Below are 17,084 nucleotides of genomic sequence, written 5' to 3' on the forward strand. Positions count from 1 at the left end.
CATGTCTCAGAAAAATCGTCTACAAAACGGTGGCCGTATTGACCGTTCTCAGCCACTTACTTTTACCTATAATGGTAAGAAATTCGAAGGTTTCGCCGGTGATACTCTGGCGTCAGCTTTGTTAGCTAACGGTGTTGATATTATTGGCCGTAGTTTTAAATACAGCCGTCCTCGCGGTATCGTTGCAGCAGGCGCAGAAGAGCCAAATGCCATCATGCAGCTTGGTGCAACTGAAGCGACACAAGTTCCAAACGTAAGAGCGACACAGCAAGAGTTGTTCTCTGGTCTTGTATCAGGATCAACAAATGGCTGGCCAAGTGTTGATAACGATGTGATGGGCTTAGTTGGTAAATTTGGCGGCAAAATGATGCCTCCAGGTTTTTACTACAAAACCTTTATGTACCCTCAATCAATGTGGGAAACATATGAAAAAGTTATCCGTAAAGCCGCGGGTCTAGGTCGTTCACCTAATGAATACGATCCAGATATTTATGATAAAGTGAATCAACATGCTGATGTGGTTGTCGTTGGTGCCGGACCTTCAGGTCTGATCGCTGCATTGACTGCTGCGCGTGGTGGTGCTCGTGTCATTATCGCTGATGAGCAAAATGAATTCGGTGGAAGCCTTTTAAGTAGCAAAGAAAGCATTGACGGCAAGGCTGCACATGCTTGGATTGCTGATGTTGTTAAAGAGCTTGAAGCGAACGACAATGTCATGGTGCTTCCTCGCTCTACTGTTAATGGTTACCACGATCATAACTTCCTAACGATTCATGAACGTTTGACGGATCATATTGCTGATCGTGCACCAAATGGCCAAGTACGTCAGCGTTACCATCGTGTACGTACTAAATGGGTTATTCTGGCAACAGGAGCGCATGAACGTCCTCTAGTATTTGGTAATAATGATGTTCCTGGTTGTATGGTAGCGAATGCTATCTCTACCTACATTAATCGCTACGGTGTTGTGCCAGGTAAAGAACTTGTTCTAATGACAACCAATGACAACGCTTATCATACTGCTATCGATTGGCATGATGCTGGACGTAAAGTGCAAGCCATTGTTGATACTCGTCAAAACCCAGAAGGTGAGCTAGTTAAAGCAGCGCGTGATCGCGGCATTACAGTGATCGCTGGCTCTGCGGTTATTGATGTTCATGGCGGCAAGCGCGTTAACGGTGTTTCTGTTGCATCCATCAACGAAGACGGTTCTAAAATCACAGGTTCTGTTAAGAAACTGAGTGCGGATACTGTTGCTTCTTCTGGTGGTTGGAGTCCAGTTATTCACCTATCGTGTCATACTGGTTCTAAACCTGTCTGGAACGAAGATGTGCTTGGCTTCCTACCTGGTAAAACGGTACAGAAGCAACTTACTGCAGGTGCGATCAACGGTACTTTTAATACTGCTGGTGCTTTTGAAGAAGGTAAGAAGGCAGGTCTTGAGGCATTGTCTAATCTAGATCTTAACGCGGTTGAAGTGGCTATTCCGGCTACAACGGACGTGAAAGAATCTAAAGCAATGGCGTTGTTCCATGTGCCTCATACAAAACCAACGTCTCAAGCGCCTAAGCAATTCGTTGACTATCAAAACGACGTAACGGCTGCGGGTATTGAGCTTGCTTGTCGTGAAGGTTTTGAGTCGATTGAGCACGTTAAACGTTATACCGCAATGGGCTTTGGTACTGACCAAGGTAAATTGGGTAACATCAACGGTATGGCGGTTGCTGCGAAAATCCTGAATAAGTCTATTCCTGAAACGGGTACGACTATTTTCCGTCCAAACTATACACCAATTACTTTTGGTGCCATTGCTGGTCGTGATTGTGGTGCGTTGTTCGACCCAGAACGCTACAGTGCAATGCATAAATGGCATCTAGAGCACGGTGCGAAGTTTGAGGATGTGGGCCAGTGGAAACGTCCTTGGTACTTCCCTAAAGCGGGCGAGTCAATGCAGCAGTCACTTGACCGTGAGTGTTTAGCAACTCGTGAGTCTATTGGTATTCTTGATGCGTCTACACTTGGTAAAATTGACATCCAAGGTAAAGATGCCCGTGAATTCTTAGGTCGTATTTACTCTAATGCTTGGGCAAAATTGCCTGTCGGCAAGTGTCGTTATGGCTTGATGCTGAAAGAAGACGGCATGGTATTCGACGACGGTGTAACATCTTGCCTAGCAGAAAATCATTTCTTGATGACAACAACATCAGGTGGTGCGGCGACAGTGCTTAATTGGCTTGAGTTGTACCATCAAACAGAATGGCCTGAATTAGAAGTTTACTTCACTTCTGTTACTGACCATTGGGCAACCATGACTATCTCTGGTCCAAACAGCCGTAAGCTGCTTGAAGAATTGATCGACAGCGATGTTGATGTTTCTAAAGATAGCTTCAAGTTCATGGATTGGAAACCAATGACGGTTGCTGGTGTTCCAGCACGTGTGTTCCGTATCTCGTTCACTGGTGAGTTGTCTTTCGAGATCAACGTACAAGCCAACTACGGTATGCATGTATGGAAGAAGCTATTTGAACATGGTGAAAAGTACAATCTAACACCATACGGCACTGAAACAATGCACATTCTACGTGCTGAAAAAGGCTTTATTATCGCGGGTCAGGATACAGATGGTTCTGTACATCCATATGATCTAGGTATGGGCTGGGCTGTTTCTATGAATAAACCGTTTAGCTTTATCGGAAAGCGCGGTATGCAGCGTGAAGACTGTGTACGTGTAGAACGTAAGCAAATGGTTGGCATTAAAACAATCGATCCAAACGTAGTATTACCAGAAGGTGCTCAGGGTGTTTTTGACCCAACTGCGCCAATCCCAATGCCAATGGTTGGTCACGTATCATCCAGCTACTGGAGTGCGTGCTTAGGTCGATCTGTTGCTCTAGGCTTTGTGAAAGGTGGTTTAGATAAGATGGGTGAGAAAGTGTATTACCCACTTGCTGATGGCCGTATAGTTGAAGCTGAAATTTGCAGCCCAATTTTCCTAGATCCAAAAGGGGAACGTCAAAATGTCTGAAGTAAATAACGAAGCGGTAACGGTATCAGTAATGAATCAGTTACCTGATGCTTCAATTCAAGGCGAGTCACCACTATTTCACGCCGACTTAGCAAGTGTTGCTAAAAAGGGGCCAAAAACGGGTGGTGTTACGTTCAAAGAAGAAGCCTTGATGGGGCAGATTACGCTACGCTTAAATGCTGAAAATGCGGATCAATTAAGCGCAGCAGAAAAAGCTTTGGGTGTGGCACTACCAACTCAACCGCTAACGTCTGTCGTTGAAGGTGATGTGTCTGTTCGTTGGATTTCACCTGATGAGTGGTTGGTTGTTGTACCTGGTCTAAAGGCGTTTGAAGTAGAAACCGCTCTGCATGCAGAACTCAGCGGCCACTACCAAGTAGTCAATATTAGCGGTGGCTGGACAATCTATAAGCTATCTGGCGAGAATGTTGTCGATGTGTTGAAAAAATCAACTATTGTAGACGTGCATCCTAGTAAGTTCCCTGTCGGTAAAGTTGTCACAACAACGTTTGCTAAGAGTGGCGCTATTATTCGCCGTAGTGGTGAAAGTGAATTCGAATTAGTGGTTCGTCGTAGTTTTGCTGATTACTTGTGGTTATGGATTCAAGATGCGAGTCGAGAATACGGCCTAGTTGTTAAAGCGTAACTTTTTTCATCCACTTGTTTTATTTCAATACTTCGGTTGGCCACTCTTTGTGGCCAACCTTGTTTGAAGTAAAAGCTTAAGACAATAAGAGACTATTTTATGAAATCAAAAACCGCTCCTTGGATTTTTACCGCAAACTGCCCAAGTATAATCGGAACCGTTGATGTTGTTACTCGATACATGGCGGAAGCTGGTAACTATGTAGATGAAATTCATTCCTTTGATGACAGAGAATCTGGTCGATTTTTTATCCGTATTGAATTTTTGCCGCAACATGCTGATTTCAGTGAAGACGTATTTAAAGCAGATTTTGCAGAGCGTGCTGCTGAATTTTCGATGGAATGGTCTTTAACCGCACCAAACCACAAGCCAAAAGTGGCGATCATGGTGTCCAAGTACGATCATTGTTTGAATGATTTATTGTATCGCTTTCGTACTGGACAACTAAATATCGACGTTACTGTGATTATCTCCAATCATCCTGATTTAGAAGATTTGGCGAAATGGCACGGTATTCCATATTACCATTTGCCAATTACCGCAGAGACGAAGCTAGAACAAGAAGCGCAAGTTCGTGACTTAATCGAACAATATGATACCGAATTAGTGGTTTTAGCTCGTTACATGCAAGTGCTTTCCCCAAGCATGTGTGAATACTTAGATGGCCGTGCAATCAATATTCATCACTCCTTATTGCCAGGCTTTAAAGGTGCTCGTCCTTATCACCAAGCATGGGAGAAAGGCGTGAAAATGGTCGGTGCGACGGCGCATTATGTGAACAATGACCTCGATGAAGGTCCGATTATCTCTCAAGGTATTCAAGTTGTTAACCATGCTCACTACGCGGAAGATCTCATTGCCAAAGGCCAAGATATCGAACGTGTTACCTTGTTTAACGCTGTGAAATGCCACGTTGAAAAACGTGTTTTCTTGAATGGTAAGCGCACTGTTGTGTTTGGTGGCTAGTTAAGCTGTTATACACATAAGAAAACAGACAATGGGGAGATCATAGATGGTCTCCCCATTTTTATTTTTAAGTAACGGCCCATCAAAAAAACTGGTCTATTTTCCTATCCGCTGCGTATCATTTTAATTGAGTTCAATTTAATAGACACAAGAGGTCAATTTTGAGGGTAGCAAAAGTGTGTGTGGCACTGAGTTCTTTATTACTCGTTGCCTGTACTAAGGTTGGGTTAGGCGTTGCCAATTTACCTAATGCATTCAGTGATACCGAAACGACAAAAGATATTGCTTATGGCGCTGAGCCTTGGCAAAAATTAGATGTTTATGTCCCGCCTCATTCTTCGGGTCAATCTCTTCCTGTTGTTGTCTTCTTCTATGGTGGCAGCTGGAAGGATGGTTCAAAAGACATGTATCCCTTTGTCGGCGAAGCCTTTGCAAAACAGGGTTATATCACGGTCATTGCCGATTACAGCAAATATCCACAGGTGAAATTTCCGACCTTTGTTGAGGATGGTGCCAAAGCGGTTGCTTGGACCTATCGTCATATCGCCGAATATCAGGGCGACCCTAAACGCTTGTTTGTAGCGGGACATTCCGCTGGCGCGCATATTGGTGCCATGGTGACGGCGGATAAGCAATATTTGCAAGCCGAAGGCTTAACGTCGTCCATTATTAATGCCTTTGCGGGCTTATCTGGCCCCTATGATTTTGTGCCTTACGAAGACGACTATAAGGACATGTTTGGCCCACCTGCAAACTACCCAAACATGCAAGTAACCACGTTTATTGATGGCAAAGAGCCGCCAATGTTACTGCTTTGGGGTGCTGACGATACTATCGTAGGCAAAAGCAATATGGATAAGTTAATCGCAAAAATTCATGCTGAGCAGGGCAGCGTGGAAAGTAAAATCTACCAAGGTGTTGGCCATGCCGATATGGTCTCTAGTCTTGTGTGGTTTTTGAAAAGCAAAGCACCAATTTTAGATGACGTGACGGATTTCTTTCAGCGCCACGGTGCTAATGCGGAAAAAGTACAAGATTAAAGTGTACTGACATTTTGCTTGGTCAGGATAGCGTTGAAATCCTTTAACGGTCTTAGCGTAAACTCTTGTGGCAAAATGTCTGCTTTCTTTATGCGATCATAGCGAAAAATACGTACGTCGTTACGAAGGTGATCCCATGCCAACAGATACCATACGGGAAACCCAAGGTACAAATAATGGGCTTCAATCTCGCGCTGCGTTTCTTGGTCATGAAAGTCTTGATAAACAATAGACAGGCGTTGATTAAATAGAAAGGCTGTATGCAGGGTTTCAATGGTCGCGTTTGTTTCATGCTTTTTCATACTGAAAGACTGTAAAACGTCTGGTGATGCTTGTTCGCCAATGTGAATTCTCTGGCGTAGCTGGTGGATTTTTTCTTTTTGCTTAGACGAAAAAGAAGCCATCAGCTTATGACGAACGATATTAATATTCCCCATAAACAAGGTCGGTCCCATGCTTTCTGCAATGGCAAGGCTGATTAGTAAATCGATCATTTCTTGGTTTTCTAGCGATAGTCGCCCAACGCCCCAATTACGGTGAAGCTTGATACCACCGCCACGACCCTTGTCCGCTTCAATTGGCAATCCTCGTTCCCGTAAAATTCCAATGTCACGAAATAAGGTACGCTCGCTAATATTCAGTTCTGCCGCGATGATTTTGGTCGTGAGGGCGTCTTCTGATTTTAGAATGGCGGTTAATTGCTCTAATCTATCTAGGCGATCTTTGGCGTTGGCTCTATTCATGATTTTAATGTGACATAAAGTGTCATATATGTCGATATAGTGAATCTATTCTAAACAAGTCGATTTTATGGAGATTAAAATGAAGCAAATAACATTGGATGAAAAACGCATAGCGGGTTTAAGCGTACGAACCAATAATGTTAGCGAAATGCAACCAGAAACCGCAAAGATAGGCGCCTTACATCAAACCTTTGCACAGCAAGCCACAGTGAATTACGAAAAGGGCGCTTGTTTATATGGCGTATATTATCAGTATGAGTCTGACTACACAGGTGACTTCAACGTCTTAGTCGGCGCGGAACCGGATCATGTTTCATCAATGGCAGAGTTAGAACATGTTGACCTTCCTGCCGGCGAGTATCTGGTTTTTTCTGGCGAAGGGGAAATGCCGCAAGTGGTGATTGATGTGTGGGGAGAAATTTGGCGTTATTTTAGCAGTTCCGATTGTGTACATTACCGCGCTTACACGGCAGATTTTGAATCTTATACCAGTGAAAAAAGCGTCGACGTGTATATTGCTGTTAAGCCTTAAAAAATAGAGAAGCAGGTGGAATTAAATTAGATAAAAAACGCATACAAAAATTACTTAAATCCACATTACTTTTTTATAGCAAAGCGATAACCTCAATTTAAATGGTTTATAAATTTATTCGATATAAAAAGGGCTTAATGTGGATTTAGTTCGACTTATTTATACTAGCACCATTACCGAGCAATTTGAGGTGGAAGACATTGCCCGCATTCTTAAGTCTGCACGGATCAATAACAAAGCGCTCAATGTGACAGGCTTGTTGTCTTTTAACAGGCAGTTCTTTCTTCAATGTTTAGAAGGGACACGCCAAGACGTGAATCAGATTTATCATAAAATCGCGACGGATTCCCGCCATAAGAAGCCTGAAATAATCGGTTATCAAGAAATTTCACACAGGGAGTTCGATAGCTGGAATATGGGCTATCTACAAAATACAGAAAGCCTTCGTGAGCTATTTTACCAGCATACAAAAAGTATCAACTTCGACCCATATAACATGAATGGTGAGCGTGCTTTGTCTCTATTGCTGGATATCAGAGATGAGATAAAACGGGCTGAAGCGCAGTGAAACGCTAAGAAAAAACTCTCTATAATGCTTATGTAGCTATTGTCTTGCATAAGCAATTCTTATGAACATGATTCCTAATTCTTTTGCTGGAGTGTTTTTTACTCGTCGTTAAGTTTAGTATACTGGCCTCTTTTCCCGACACGATGTGAAGTAGCCGCAATGACAGCAAGCAGTATGACGGACACCAATTCCAGCTTAGATTTGGCCACTGAGTTAAAGGCCATTGTAGGAAATCAATATACTTTAACGGACGAAGACAAGACCAAACCTTACAGCCAAGGTTTTCGCCTTGGTGGTGGTAAGGCGTATGCGGTTGTTCGTCCTGGTAGCTTGGTTGAAATCTGGAAATGTCTGCAAGCCTGCGTAAAAGCGGACGTTATCGTTATTATGCAAGCGGCTAATACTGGCTTAACGGGTGGTTCAACACCTAATGGCGCGGACTATGATCGTCCTATCGTGATCATCAGCACCATGCGTATTGACGACATTCAGTTGCTTGACCAAGGTAAACAGATTGTTGGTTTTGCGGGGAGTACCTTATTTGGTTTAGAGGACACCCTAAAACCATACGGTCGTGAGCCTCATTCGGTTATTGGTTCTTCTTGTATTGGTGCCTCTATCGTAGGTGGTGTTTGTAACAACTCTGGTGGTGCCTTGGTGCAACGTGGCCCTGCGTACACAGAAATGTCCTTGTTTGCCCAAGTTACACAAGATGGCGAACTGCAATTGGTGAACAATTTAGGCATTGAGTTGGGAACGGATCCAGAAGAAATTCTGACCAACCTGCAAAACAAAACCTACCAAGAAAAAGACGTACAGTTCCCCGAAAAACGCGGTTCTGACAACGAATACCACGAGCGTATTCGTGACGTAGACGCAGACACCCCATCACGTTTCAATAACGATCCTCGTCGCTTGTACGAAGCATCTGGTTGTGCGGGTAAATTGGCGGTCTTTGCCGTGCGTATTGATACCTTCCCGATTCCAGAAAAGTACCAAGTTTTCTACATTGGCACTAATGATCCCGCGGTAATGGAGCAGATGCGCCGCGATATGTTGTCTACCTTTAAAAACCTGCCAGTGTCTGGTGAATACATGCACAGCAGCAGCTATGACATCAGTAAAAAATACGGCAAAGACAGCTACTTGGTAATCGATAAGCTTGGTACAAAATACATCCCGAAAATGTTTGCCCTGAAGCGCACGGTCGATCGTTGGGCTGGCAAACTGAAATTCATGCCGTCTAAATTCTCTGACATCATGATGCAATATGCGAGTCAGCTTTTCCCGAATCATCTACCGAAACGTATGGAAGATTTTCGTGAAAAATACGAGCATCACTGGATAGTGGAAACCAGCAACGACGGCGTAGCGGAAGCGCAAGCTTACCTAGATAAATTCTTCAAAGACAACGAAGGCGATTTCTTTGCTTGTACCAAACGTGAAGCTGACCAAGCCATCTTGCATCGCTTTGTGACTGGTGGAGCATTGACTCGTCTTCACATTATGAATAAGAAAAAACTGGGTTCTATCATGACCATCGACGTGGCGTTCCCACGTAATGAGCGCGATTGGTTTGAAGAGTTACCACAAGACATCGAAGAAAAAGTCGCGGTGAAAATGTACTACGGGCACTTCTTCTGTCACGTCATGCATCAAAACTACATCATGAAAAAAGGCGTCGACGCCAAAGCGGTGAAGAAGCAAATTCTATCCAGCTACGACGCTCGCGGTGCAGAATACCCAGCTGAGCATAACGTTGGTCATGAATACGTGGCGAAACCTGCATTGCGAGATTTTTACCAAAAATCTGATCCAACCAACAGCTTCAATTCTGGCATCGGCGGCACCAGTAAATTGAAAAACTGGCAAGAACTGAGCGACGAACACACAGGCTGTGGTTGCCATAAATAAGCTTTCTTAGAGCTTAATCGCAAAACTTAAAAAGCCGAGACGTTTCTTTTAAAGATATCTCGGCTTTATTGCTTCTTTACTTAACCATTGAGAATTGAGAGATTTCTATATCTTGTCCGTCAGGGAACTTTGCGTGTATTTCTAGCTTACCTCCCAATGCTTCAATATATTGATTCAATGTACTGATAAGGGCATCGGGACGATTTTCAATTTGAGAGATGTTTGGCTGAGCGATATTCATAAGACCTGCTAAATCTGCCTGATTTATGCCTCTTTTTTTTCTAACTTCTGCAAGAGACATCTCTGTAATGATGGCAACAGCTTTAGCTCTAGCTGCGGCTTGAACCTCTGGTTTAATTTTCTTCCGTAATTCGTTGATCGACTTAGCCATAACTAAACCTCCTATCTTGTGTTTTCTGAATCACTATTTTTCAAGTAATTTAAGAATTCTTTTTCAGCTAACGGAATATATCTATCATAAAAGGTCTTATCTTTTTTCCCATCTTTGCGGCCACCACATAACAATATGGCTTTTCTTGTTGGGTCAAAGGCATAAAAGACACGATAAGGTTTTCCTGCATGCTGAACTCTCAATTCTTTAAGATTCTTTACCTTATTTGTTCCTTTTATAGAGTCTGCATAGGGTCGTGCTAATTGAGGACCTTTAATCTCTAATACATCAACCATTGATAGCACGTCTTCTTGCTCTTTGTCCGTCAAGCCAAGAAACCATTGTTCGTATTCGTCGGTTATTAATATCTCCCAAATCATAAGCAATCCTTGCTGTCTTTATGATCAAAAAAATACGCTTTAACGTATATACTGTCAAGAGTATATTTTAAAAGCCTGAACTTGTTAGATTCGCTTATGAAGAGGGTTATGAGATAGTTTTTTGTCTATTCCCATTTATACCAATGTAATAAGATGACTAAAATGGATACCGTTCTGGTTAGCCAACACCACATAGGATGAAAACGACCATGTCCAACTACGACAAGTTAACGTCACACTACCAAACACTCAGCCATTTTAACCACGCTCAAGCCATGCTTGGCTGGGATGCTGCGGCGAACATGCCATCTGGCGGTAGCGAAGCGCGTTCCAATGCCATGGCGGAATTATCGGTTCACATTCATCGTTTATCGACACAACCTCAGCTTGAAGAATGGTTCGCTAACGCCGAGCAAGAATCCTTCAATACGGAACAAATAGCCACAGAACAAAGAGCCAGCCTTCGTGAAATGAAACGCCAATGGCAACAAGCGACCATGGTTCCAGAGGACTTAGTACAAGCCCAATCTATCGCGGGTTCCAAATGCGAACATGCGTGGCGCTCGCAACGCCAAGAAAACGATTGGACAGGCTTCGAAAAAAACTGGAAAGACGTTGTGGCCTTGTCTCGTGAAGAAGCACAAATTCGTGGCGAAGCACTTGGTCTTACACCTTATGATGCAATGCTCGATAAATACGAACCGGGCACCACAACCGCATCTCTTGATACCTTATTTACCGATGTGAAAACGTGGTTACCAGAACTGATTGAAAAGGTTTTGGAAAAGCAGAAATCTGAATCCATCCTATTGCCATCAGGTACTTTCTCTACCGCCACGCAAAAAGCCCTTGGCTTAGAAGTGATGAAGCTGCTGCAATTCGACTTTGATCGTGGTCGACTTGACCAGAGTGTGCATCCATTTTGTGGCGGTGTACCAAGCGATGTACGCATTACCACACGCTACGATGAAAAAGACTTTGTACAAGCCTTAATGGGCATCGTACACGAAACAGGGCACGCGCGTTATGAACAAGGTTTACCCAAAGCCTTTGCTGGATTACCAGTTGGCGAAGCTCGCTCCATGGGCATTCATGAATCTCAGTCGCTCTTCTTTGAAATGCAAATAGGGCGCAGCAAGCCGTTTATCTCCCACTTATCACGACTCTCTGCCGAAGCCTTCAACGCACACAGCGACCCAGTCTTTGCCGAAGACAACCTCTACAAAATCTACACTCAAGTGGAAAAAGGCTTTATTCGTGTGGACGCCGATGAGCTAACCTACCCAGCGCACGTCATCTTGCGTTACGAAATCGAACGCGACCTGATCAACGGCGTAATAGAACACACAGACGTACCGGCATTGTGGGATGAGAAAATGAAAGCCGCCCTTGGTATCTCCACCAAAGACAACTACAAAAACGGCTGCATGCAAGACATCCACTGGACAGACGGCGCCTTCGGCTATTTCCCAAGCTACACACTCGGTGCCATGTACGCCGCCCAATACAAAGCCACCATGATACAAAATGTCGACTTCGACGCTGCTATTCAAAGTGGCGACCTAAACCCAATCTTCCAATGGCTAAGCGACAACATCTGGTCACAAGCCTCGCTCCACACCACAGATGAACTCGTCAAACGCGCCACAGGCGAAACCCTAAACGCCGCACATTTTAGAAAACACCTAGAAGGGCGGTATTTGTAGCTTAATTAGGGTTAAAGAGGGAGATTTGTCATTTTAGCTTTCCCCGTTGGCGACTGGCCAAAAACTTTTTTAAAGGCATAACCAAATGCACTTTCGGATGCGTACCCTAATGATTCTGCAACAGTTGCTACTCTTTCTCCTGCAATAAGTTTTTTACGAGCAACTTGCATGCGCCACCTAATTAAATATTGAAGTGGTGGAATACCAACACTGGTTTTAAAGTGTTCTGAAAATGCTGACCGTGACATTCCTACTTCTTGAGCAAGACTTTCGACCGTCCATTTACGATCTATTTGGTTATGCATTAAGTGTAATGTAGCGGCTATTTTAGAATCTCCCAACGCACCAAGCCAACCAACTTGATTGTCTCTATGCGAATTATGTGATGAATAAGCCCTCAGAAATTGTATAAGCAATATTTCGGCTAAATATTGACGCATTAAATCAAAACCAAACTCCGACGTTTGTAGTTCTTGGTCAAGAGTTTCGATTGATCTTTTTAAGGTCAGTGCCGTTGTCTGGCTTGTGGGGATTAAGAAAAAGTGAGGTAAAGCGTCAATCAAGAGATCTGCATTCGCTTTATCTAGTTCGAAACTAGCAGCAAGCAATACAGTATCAGAACCGTTGTAATGCCCAACATTGGTATGTTGCCAATCAAATACACTGGCTGACTCCAGCGGAGGAAGTATAGGGTCGCTTGCAAGTGTGTAGGATGGAGAATGGCACAGTAAAAAAGTATCACCAACCGACATCCAGACAGGCGCTTTATCGGCCTGAATCATCCAGCAGCCCCCAGATAAAACCGTGACCAATTTTATAATGTCTCTTTGAGGCAGCCGAAAAGACCAATCCCCACCGGCTTCAAGTCGAGTGCAGCGAGTGGATTTCAAATCTACGACTGCAAAAATGTCTGTCAGTATATCGAGCATAATTTGGATGATTTAGATGAATAAATGGATTTATAAACTATATAGTATTTTCTATCTGTCTATATAGTCAATCACTTCCGTAAAATATGTTGAGAGGCTATCTAATGAGCATTGAAAATAAAGTTGTAGTTATTACTGGGGCAAGCAGTGGTATCGGTAGAGCAACCGCCATTATGCTGGCGAAACAAGGTGCTAAGTTGGTATTAGGAGCAAGAAGAGAAGCGCCTCTTAAGGAACTGGTTAATGAAATTTCCGCTTACTCTTCAGATGTGACTTATGTGTTAACCGATGTGAGGAATAGAAAGGATATGCAGTGCTTGGTTAATTTGGCCTGTTCGAGGTTTGGTCGGCTTGATGTGTTAATTGCTAACGCAGGTATTGGTCCAATATCTCCGATAGATGAATTGCGAGTTGAGGATTGGGAAGCGATGATAGATATCAATCTTAAAGGCTACCTTTATGGAATAGCGGCCGCCTTACCTATTTTTAGAAAACAAGAAACAGGTCATTTTGTCAGTATTATTTCTACATCAGGGCTTAGGGTTGTGGCTGGCCAAGCAGTGTATGCTGGAACAAAAAATGCTGTTCGAACGATTAATGAAGCGTTGCGCATAGAGGCAGGTGCAAACTTGAGAGTGACTGGTGTTTCACCTGGGTTCGTGAAAACACAGTTTACGGATTCAATGACAGATCCAGTCATGAAAGAGAAAGTCAAAGCTGCTATGGATATAATGGGTATATCGCCTGATGCTATTGCTAGAGCAATTATCTTTGCTATCGATCAACCAGATGATGTTGATGTGGGTGATATTGTTGTTCGTCCAACAGCGCAAGCTTAGAAGTTAATAAGCATTTGACCTAGACTCTTTGGGGTTTACTAAATATTAGTAGGCTAGATATAGGTTACAAATACCGAGTGTCATTGCGTTAATCCTGTAAGTTACTTTTAGCACGAGAGAGATGGTGCTTTCGGCTATTTTCCAAGCTACATATTAGGTGCTATGTACGCCGCCCAATAAAAAGCCACCATGACACTAAACGTCGACTTCGACGCCGCTATTCAAAGTGGCGACCTAAGCCCAATCTTCCAATGGCTAAGCGACAACATCTGGTCACAAGCCTCACTTCATACCACGGATGAATTAGTGAAGAGGGCGACAGGTGAAACACTGAATGCCGCGCATTTTAGAAAACACCTAGAAGGGCGGTACTTGTGGATATTAGGGTCAGATGAAAAATAGCTTTATTTTCATCTGACCCTAAATTCACTAAATTCAGTGCTCCAGAATTTTTTAGATAGTCATCAGTCATTTTTACATCCTTAGCGCTATGGTACAGGCCTCAATACGCGGGAAAATACAAAGCAGATCAACGTGAGTGGCCTTATTTAAGTCATCCTTAATAAGCGCAAACATTCGGAGCAATTTTCCGCTGCGCTTCAAATTGCCTGGTATTCCAGGTGTTAAAGCGCTATATCAGTAATACCTTAAAGACCGCTTTTGGCCGATAGCTGCAATTCATGGCTTTGTGATTGAGCCTCAAGGCTGTTCATTCAGCTGCTACTTGCTCATCGTAAAAGGCTATGCGAAGCCCGGGCCTGTCTTCGGAGAAGAGGATATTAAGGCGATAGCTTCGCCACCTGCCCTGTGTATCGCGAAGCGTGATGTCCATGTCCCCGACCCGGAGGACTTCGGAATCATCCCACCATTCCATAGCTTCTGGAATAGTTTGGAGAACCTCGTTGAGGACAGACTCTAGAATCGAGCTCTTACCGCCTGTCAGATAGTCATGGCGTGCCTTGAGCAGGACAAGCCTCGCGGCGAACTGCCAATCTTGAATCTTCTGCCGGTAGTGGTCAGAAAAGAAGACGATGCGGAGCATATTCGGTCGCGGCAATGCGAAGTCTTCAAACAGGATACTGGCCGCCTCGTTATAGGCCAGAACATCCCAAGAGCTGTTCATTATGTAGGCAACTTGATCGAGAGCATTGATCATCCTTACGAGTGACTGTGGAAGCTCGGCACTTTCAGTTCCATCCGCAAATGTCTCACGGCCAGCCAGTGCAAAAAGGTGCTCCCTTTCGGCTCGGTCGAGCCGCAGTCCTCGAGCCAATCGATGGAGGAAATCATCCGATACCGCTATGTCCCGCCCCTGCTCGAACCAGGTGTACCACGTCAAGCCGACACCAGCCAACGCAGAGACTTCCTCACGACGGAGGCCTCTGGTTCGACGGCGGCGCCCCTGCGGCAAGCCCAGCGATTCTGGAGAAGTGCGCTCGCGACATTGGCGGATGAAGTCCGACAGCGCCTGTCTGGCCGGCACGCGGGTTAAACGATCAGACTCCACTTTTCACCTCGCAAACCATCACTTTAGTAATAGTATAAAAGCCCCATTGTAACATAATAAATTGTGCGTAACATCTGGAGCATGACTAGTGAACAAAATACCAAAATACCAAAATAGAAAGGTTGAATGCCATGTTACTCTACCAGTTTCAAAAAGGGACGAACCCGCGACGCGTTATCATCTACCTGAACGAAAAAGGAATCGACATTCCGCGATACGAACTTGATTACACAGGAGGAGAGCACAGGTCGCACGAATACCTCGAAATCAATCCCAGCGGACGAGCCCCGACACTCGTTACAGATGAGGGGGTGCCGATCACAGACTCGGCCGCCATTGTCGAGTATCTGGAGGAGTTGTATCCCGACACGCCAATGATGGGGACGGATGCCATTTCTCGAGCGAAAATACGATCGCTTGAGCGCTTGGGTACTGATCTAGTGGTCCGCTCTCAGCTTTGGCTGTGGAACGTTACCCCATCCTTTCCTGCCAAGGAGCTATCGCCATCACTGGACGTTGCTACCAAGCTCTTTGGGTACGTCACCGAAATACTAGATGTTCTGGAGGCGACGATCGGAGATAACGAGTTCCTAGCAGGAGATAAGCCTACGATCGCGGATTGCACTGTATTTTCAATTTTTCAAACATGCCGGGAAAAGTTCGACCAACCCTTCGGCTCCGCTCATCCGCGCCTTGACGTCTGGTACAAGAAGTTTCGCCAACGGCCGAGCGCAGAATACTAAGAGAGGATAAGAGAGGATAAGAGAGGATATTAGGGTCAGATGAAAAATTAAGATATTTGGTATTTTTATCTGCCCCTAAATTTGATAATCAAGTCCAGAATAAAATTAAACCAAAGAAACACACTACCGCCAAACAACGCTGCAAAAAATACTGAGTAAGAATAGAACCATTTTTTCGTTATACTCTGATTTCTTTCCGGAAGTTAAGCGCTAAGTATAAGGAGGTTTTATGTATCTTGAATCCGAAGAGCAGCTTAGAGAACTCTATGGTTATCCAAAAGGGCGCGCTAAAGATAAGCAATTAACTTCCTTAGAGCGTCACTCCAGTAACTTTCTCGCGCATTCTCCGTTTGTGACAATTTCTACCTACGCTAGATCCGGTTCTGTTGATTGTTCTCCTCGTGGAGGAAATCCGGGTTTCGTGAAAATCATCAATGACAACTGCATTATTTTGCCCGATGGGAAAGGGAACAATCGGCTTGATAGCCTTGTTAATATCATTGAAACGGGTCAAATCGGGTGTTTGTTTTTGATTCCTGGTGTTGATGAAACGCTTCGAATTAACGGGCTTGCTCGTATTTCAACCTCGCCAGAATATTTAAGCTTGTTTTCTGACGACAGAAACCCACCCAAAACCTGTATTGAGATCACCATCAAAGAAGTGTTTTTGCATTGCGCTAAAGCGTTAATGCGTTCTGAACTTTGGTCTTTAAAGACGCAAATAGATAGGGTGGATTTTCCTACTATGGGGACGATGATTAATGATCAGCTATCCATAAAGGATGATCCCGAAGCACAAGAAGATATGATTGCTCGATACAAACGAGATTTATGATTTTTCAGTGTGGCGAGAATTACTGCCTAAAATACACATCAGCCACTGCTAAGAATTATTATCTTCTATATCCTTCCTGAGCTAAAATAGCGGCCTAATTCATACTTCAATACAAGAGATTTATAAATGACCGCATTTGATACCAAAGTGGAAGAGTTGATCGCTAAGCATCCCCATTTAACCAAGGATGAAGCCATCAAAATTGTTACTGAGAAAAATAATCGTAAGAAACAGAAGCGAAATGAAAGATCAAATAAAGGCAGTATGAACAAGGGCTAGAAATACGCTCGGGTTTGATGGTTAGGATCAGATGAAGAATA

The 17,084-nt window shown here is 43.9% G+C and carries 17 protein-coding genes and 1 pseudogene; 13 read left to right on the plus strand and 5 right to left on the minus strand.

Annotation, left to right across the window (positions count from 1 at the left end; all coding sequences use genetic code 11):
- Window position 1 precedes the first annotated feature (1 nt).
- The 4 genes from KDW99_RS07615 to KDW99_RS07630 all read left to right on the plus strand — a co-directional run bounded on the left by KDW99_RS07615 (window position 2) and on the right by KDW99_RS07630 (window position 5,677).
- Window positions 2-3,025, plus strand: coding sequence for a sarcosine oxidase subunit alpha (locus KDW99_RS07615; RefSeq protein ID WP_255828701.1), 3,024 nt, complete (start codon window positions 2-4; stop codon window positions 3,023-3,025).
- The gene (locus KDW99_RS07620; RefSeq protein ID WP_255828702.1) at window positions 3,018-3,671 is read left to right on the plus strand and encodes a sarcosine oxidase subunit gamma; all 654 of its coding nucleotides are present in this window, start codon (window positions 3,018-3,020) and stop codon (window positions 3,669-3,671) included. The genes KDW99_RS07615 and KDW99_RS07620 overlap by 8 nt, the downstream gene beginning before the upstream one ends.
- A 99-nt stretch (window positions 3,672-3,770) precedes the next feature.
- Complete coding sequence (gene purU, locus KDW99_RS07625) at window positions 3,771-4,637, plus strand: formyltetrahydrofolate deformylase (protein ID WP_255828703.1); 867 nt, start codon at window positions 3,771-3,773, stop codon at window positions 4,635-4,637.
- Between the two features lie 161 nt (window positions 4,638-4,798).
- Window positions 4,799-5,677, plus strand: coding sequence for an alpha/beta hydrolase (locus tag KDW99_RS07630; RefSeq protein WP_255828704.1), 879 nt, complete (start codon window positions 4,799-4,801; stop codon window positions 5,675-5,677).
- On the opposite strand, the gene KDW99_RS07635 is transcribed toward KDW99_RS07630, so the two are convergent.
- Complete coding sequence (locus KDW99_RS07635) at window positions 5,674-6,420, minus strand: helix-turn-helix transcriptional regulator (protein WP_255828705.1); 747 nt, start codon at window positions 6,418-6,420, stop codon at window positions 5,674-5,676. The genes KDW99_RS07630 and KDW99_RS07635 overlap by 4 nt on opposite strands.
- A gap of 79 nt (window positions 6,421-6,499) precedes the next feature.
- On the opposite strand from KDW99_RS07635, the gene KDW99_RS07640 reads away from it, so the two are divergent.
- The 3 genes from KDW99_RS07640 (at window position 6,500) to dld (ending at window position 9,434) form a co-directional block, all read left to right on the plus strand.
- Window positions 6,500-6,952 carry a GyrI-like domain-containing protein gene (locus KDW99_RS07640; protein ID WP_255828706.1) on the plus strand — a complete coding sequence of 151 codons (453 nt, stop codon included), beginning with the start codon at window positions 6,500-6,502 and terminating at the stop codon, window positions 6,950-6,952.
- Window positions 6,953-7,091: 139 nt separating this feature from the next.
- The gene (locus KDW99_RS07645) at window positions 7,092-7,520 is read left to right on the plus strand and encodes a BLUF domain-containing protein (RefSeq protein ID WP_255828707.1); all 429 of its coding nucleotides are present in this window, start codon (window positions 7,092-7,094) and stop codon (window positions 7,518-7,520) included.
- Window positions 7,521-7,694: 174 nt separating this feature from the next.
- Complete coding sequence (dld, locus tag KDW99_RS07650; protein ID WP_370646897.1) at window positions 7,695-9,434, plus strand: D-lactate dehydrogenase; 1,740 nt, start codon at window positions 7,695-7,697, stop codon at window positions 9,432-9,434.
- A 76-nt stretch (window positions 9,435-9,510) separates the two neighbouring features.
- Here dld and KDW99_RS07655 read toward each other — a convergent pair whose 3' ends face one another.
- Together KDW99_RS07655 and KDW99_RS07660 are read right to left on the minus strand one after the other, a co-directional pair.
- On the minus strand, window positions 9,511-9,825 hold the full coding sequence (locus tag KDW99_RS07655) for an XRE family transcriptional regulator (protein WP_212915686.1): 315 nt from the start codon (window positions 9,823-9,825) through the stop codon (window positions 9,511-9,513).
- Window positions 9,826-9,836: 11 nt separating this feature from the next.
- A complete protein-coding gene (locus KDW99_RS07660) occupies window positions 9,837-10,205 on the minus strand; it encodes a type II toxin-antitoxin system RelE/ParE family toxin (protein ID WP_212915685.1) in 369 nt (122 codons plus the stop codon).
- 209 nt (window positions 10,206-10,414) lie between these two features.
- Between KDW99_RS07660 and KDW99_RS07665 the strand changes: the two genes are divergently transcribed.
- On the plus strand, window positions 10,415-11,911 hold the full coding sequence (locus tag KDW99_RS07665) for a carboxypeptidase M32 (RefSeq protein WP_255828709.1): 1,497 nt from the start codon (window positions 10,415-10,417) through the stop codon (window positions 11,909-11,911).
- An 11-nt stretch (window positions 11,912-11,922) separates the two neighbouring features.
- On the opposite strand, the gene KDW99_RS07670 is transcribed toward KDW99_RS07665, so the two are convergent.
- Window positions 11,923-12,840, minus strand: coding sequence for an AraC family transcriptional regulator (locus KDW99_RS07670; RefSeq protein WP_255828710.1), 918 nt, complete (start codon window positions 12,838-12,840; stop codon window positions 11,923-11,925).
- Between the two features lie 104 nt (window positions 12,841-12,944).
- Between KDW99_RS07670 and KDW99_RS07675 the strand changes: the two genes are divergently transcribed.
- Both KDW99_RS07675 and KDW99_RS07680 read left to right on the plus strand, forming a co-directional pair.
- Entirely contained in the window at window positions 12,945-13,679 is a 735-nt protein-coding gene (locus tag KDW99_RS07675; RefSeq protein ID WP_205114962.1) for an SDR family oxidoreductase, read from the plus strand.
- A 129-nt stretch (window positions 13,680-13,808) separates the two neighbouring features.
- Window positions 13,809-14,081 (plus strand): annotated as a pseudogene (locus KDW99_RS07680) (carboxypeptidase M32); the annotation flags it as partial.
- Between the two features lie 307 nt (window positions 14,082-14,388).
- Here KDW99_RS07680 and KDW99_RS07685 read toward each other — a convergent pair.
- Window positions 14,389-15,186, minus strand: coding sequence for an MmyB family transcriptional regulator (locus KDW99_RS07685; RefSeq protein WP_255828711.1), 798 nt, complete (start codon window positions 15,184-15,186; stop codon window positions 14,389-14,391).
- A gap of 131 nt (window positions 15,187-15,317) precedes the next feature.
- Here KDW99_RS07685 and KDW99_RS07690 point away from each other — a divergent pair, with 131 nt between their 5' ends.
- The 3 genes from KDW99_RS07690 (at window position 15,318) to KDW99_RS07700 (ending at window position 17,043) form a co-directional block, all read left to right on the plus strand.
- Window positions 15,318-15,929 (plus strand): glutathione S-transferase family protein, encoded by a 612-nt coding sequence (locus KDW99_RS07690; RefSeq protein ID WP_255828712.1) that lies wholly within the window; start codon window positions 15,318-15,320, stop codon window positions 15,927-15,929.
- 229 nt (window positions 15,930-16,158) lie between these two features.
- Window positions 16,159-16,764, plus strand: a complete 606-nt coding sequence (locus tag KDW99_RS07695) for a pyridoxamine 5'-phosphate oxidase family protein (protein WP_255828713.1) — start codon at window positions 16,159-16,161, stop codon at window positions 16,762-16,764.
- A gap of 126 nt (window positions 16,765-16,890) precedes the next feature.
- Complete coding sequence (locus KDW99_RS07700; protein WP_255828714.1) at window positions 16,891-17,043, plus strand: hypothetical protein; 153 nt, start codon at window positions 16,891-16,893, stop codon at window positions 17,041-17,043.
- Window positions 17,044-17,084: the final 41 nt, after the last annotated feature.

The organism is Marinomonas rhizomae (assembly GCF_024397855.1).
Lineage (GTDB): Bacteria > Pseudomonadota > Gammaproteobacteria > Pseudomonadales > Marinomonadaceae > Marinomonas > Marinomonas rhizomae_A.

Bases quoted from the DNA above. Each gene is read 5' to 3' on its own strand.
- KDW99_RS07615 (WP_255828701.1), top strand. From the start codon at position 2: ATGTCTCAGAAAAATCGTCTACAAAACGGTGGCCGTATTGACCGTTCT.
- KDW99_RS07620 (WP_255828702.1), top strand. From the start codon at position 3,018: ATGTCTGAAGTAAATAACGAAGCGGTAACGGTATCAGTAATGAATCAG.
- purU (WP_255828703.1), top strand. From the start codon at position 3,771: ATGAAATCAAAAACCGCTCCTTGGATTTTTACCGCAAACTGCCCAAGT.
- KDW99_RS07635 (WP_255828705.1), bottom strand. From the start codon at position 6,420: ATGAATAGAGCCAACGCCAAAGATCGCCTAGATAGATTAGAGCAATTA.
- KDW99_RS07640 (WP_255828706.1), top strand. From the start codon at position 6,500: ATGAAGCAAATAACATTGGATGAAAAACGCATAGCGGGTTTAAGCGTA.
- dld (WP_370646897.1), top strand. From the start codon at position 7,695: ATGACGGACACCAATTCCAGCTTAGATTTGGCCACTGAGTTAAAGGCC.
- KDW99_RS07655 (WP_212915686.1), bottom strand. From the start codon at position 9,825: ATGGCTAAGTCGATCAACGAATTACGGAAGAAAATTAAACCAGAGGTT.
- KDW99_RS07660 (WP_212915685.1), bottom strand. From the start codon at position 10,205: ATGATTTGGGAGATATTAATAACCGACGAATACGAACAATGGTTTCTT.
- KDW99_RS07665 (WP_255828709.1), top strand. From the start codon at position 10,415: ATGTCCAACTACGACAAGTTAACGTCACACTACCAAACACTCAGCCAT.
- KDW99_RS07670 (WP_255828710.1), bottom strand. From the start codon at position 12,840: ATGCTCGATATACTGACAGACATTTTTGCAGTCGTAGATTTGAAATCC.
- KDW99_RS07675 (WP_205114962.1), top strand. From the start codon at position 12,945: ATGAGCATTGAAAATAAAGTTGTAGTTATTACTGGGGCAAGCAGTGGT.
- KDW99_RS07690 (WP_255828712.1), top strand. From the start codon at position 15,318: ATGTTACTCTACCAGTTTCAAAAAGGGACGAACCCGCGACGCGTTATC.
- KDW99_RS07695 (WP_255828713.1), top strand. From the start codon at position 16,159: ATGTATCTTGAATCCGAAGAGCAGCTTAGAGAACTCTATGGTTATCCA.
- KDW99_RS07700 (WP_255828714.1), top strand. From the start codon at position 16,891: ATGACCGCATTTGATACCAAAGTGGAAGAGTTGATCGCTAAGCATCCC.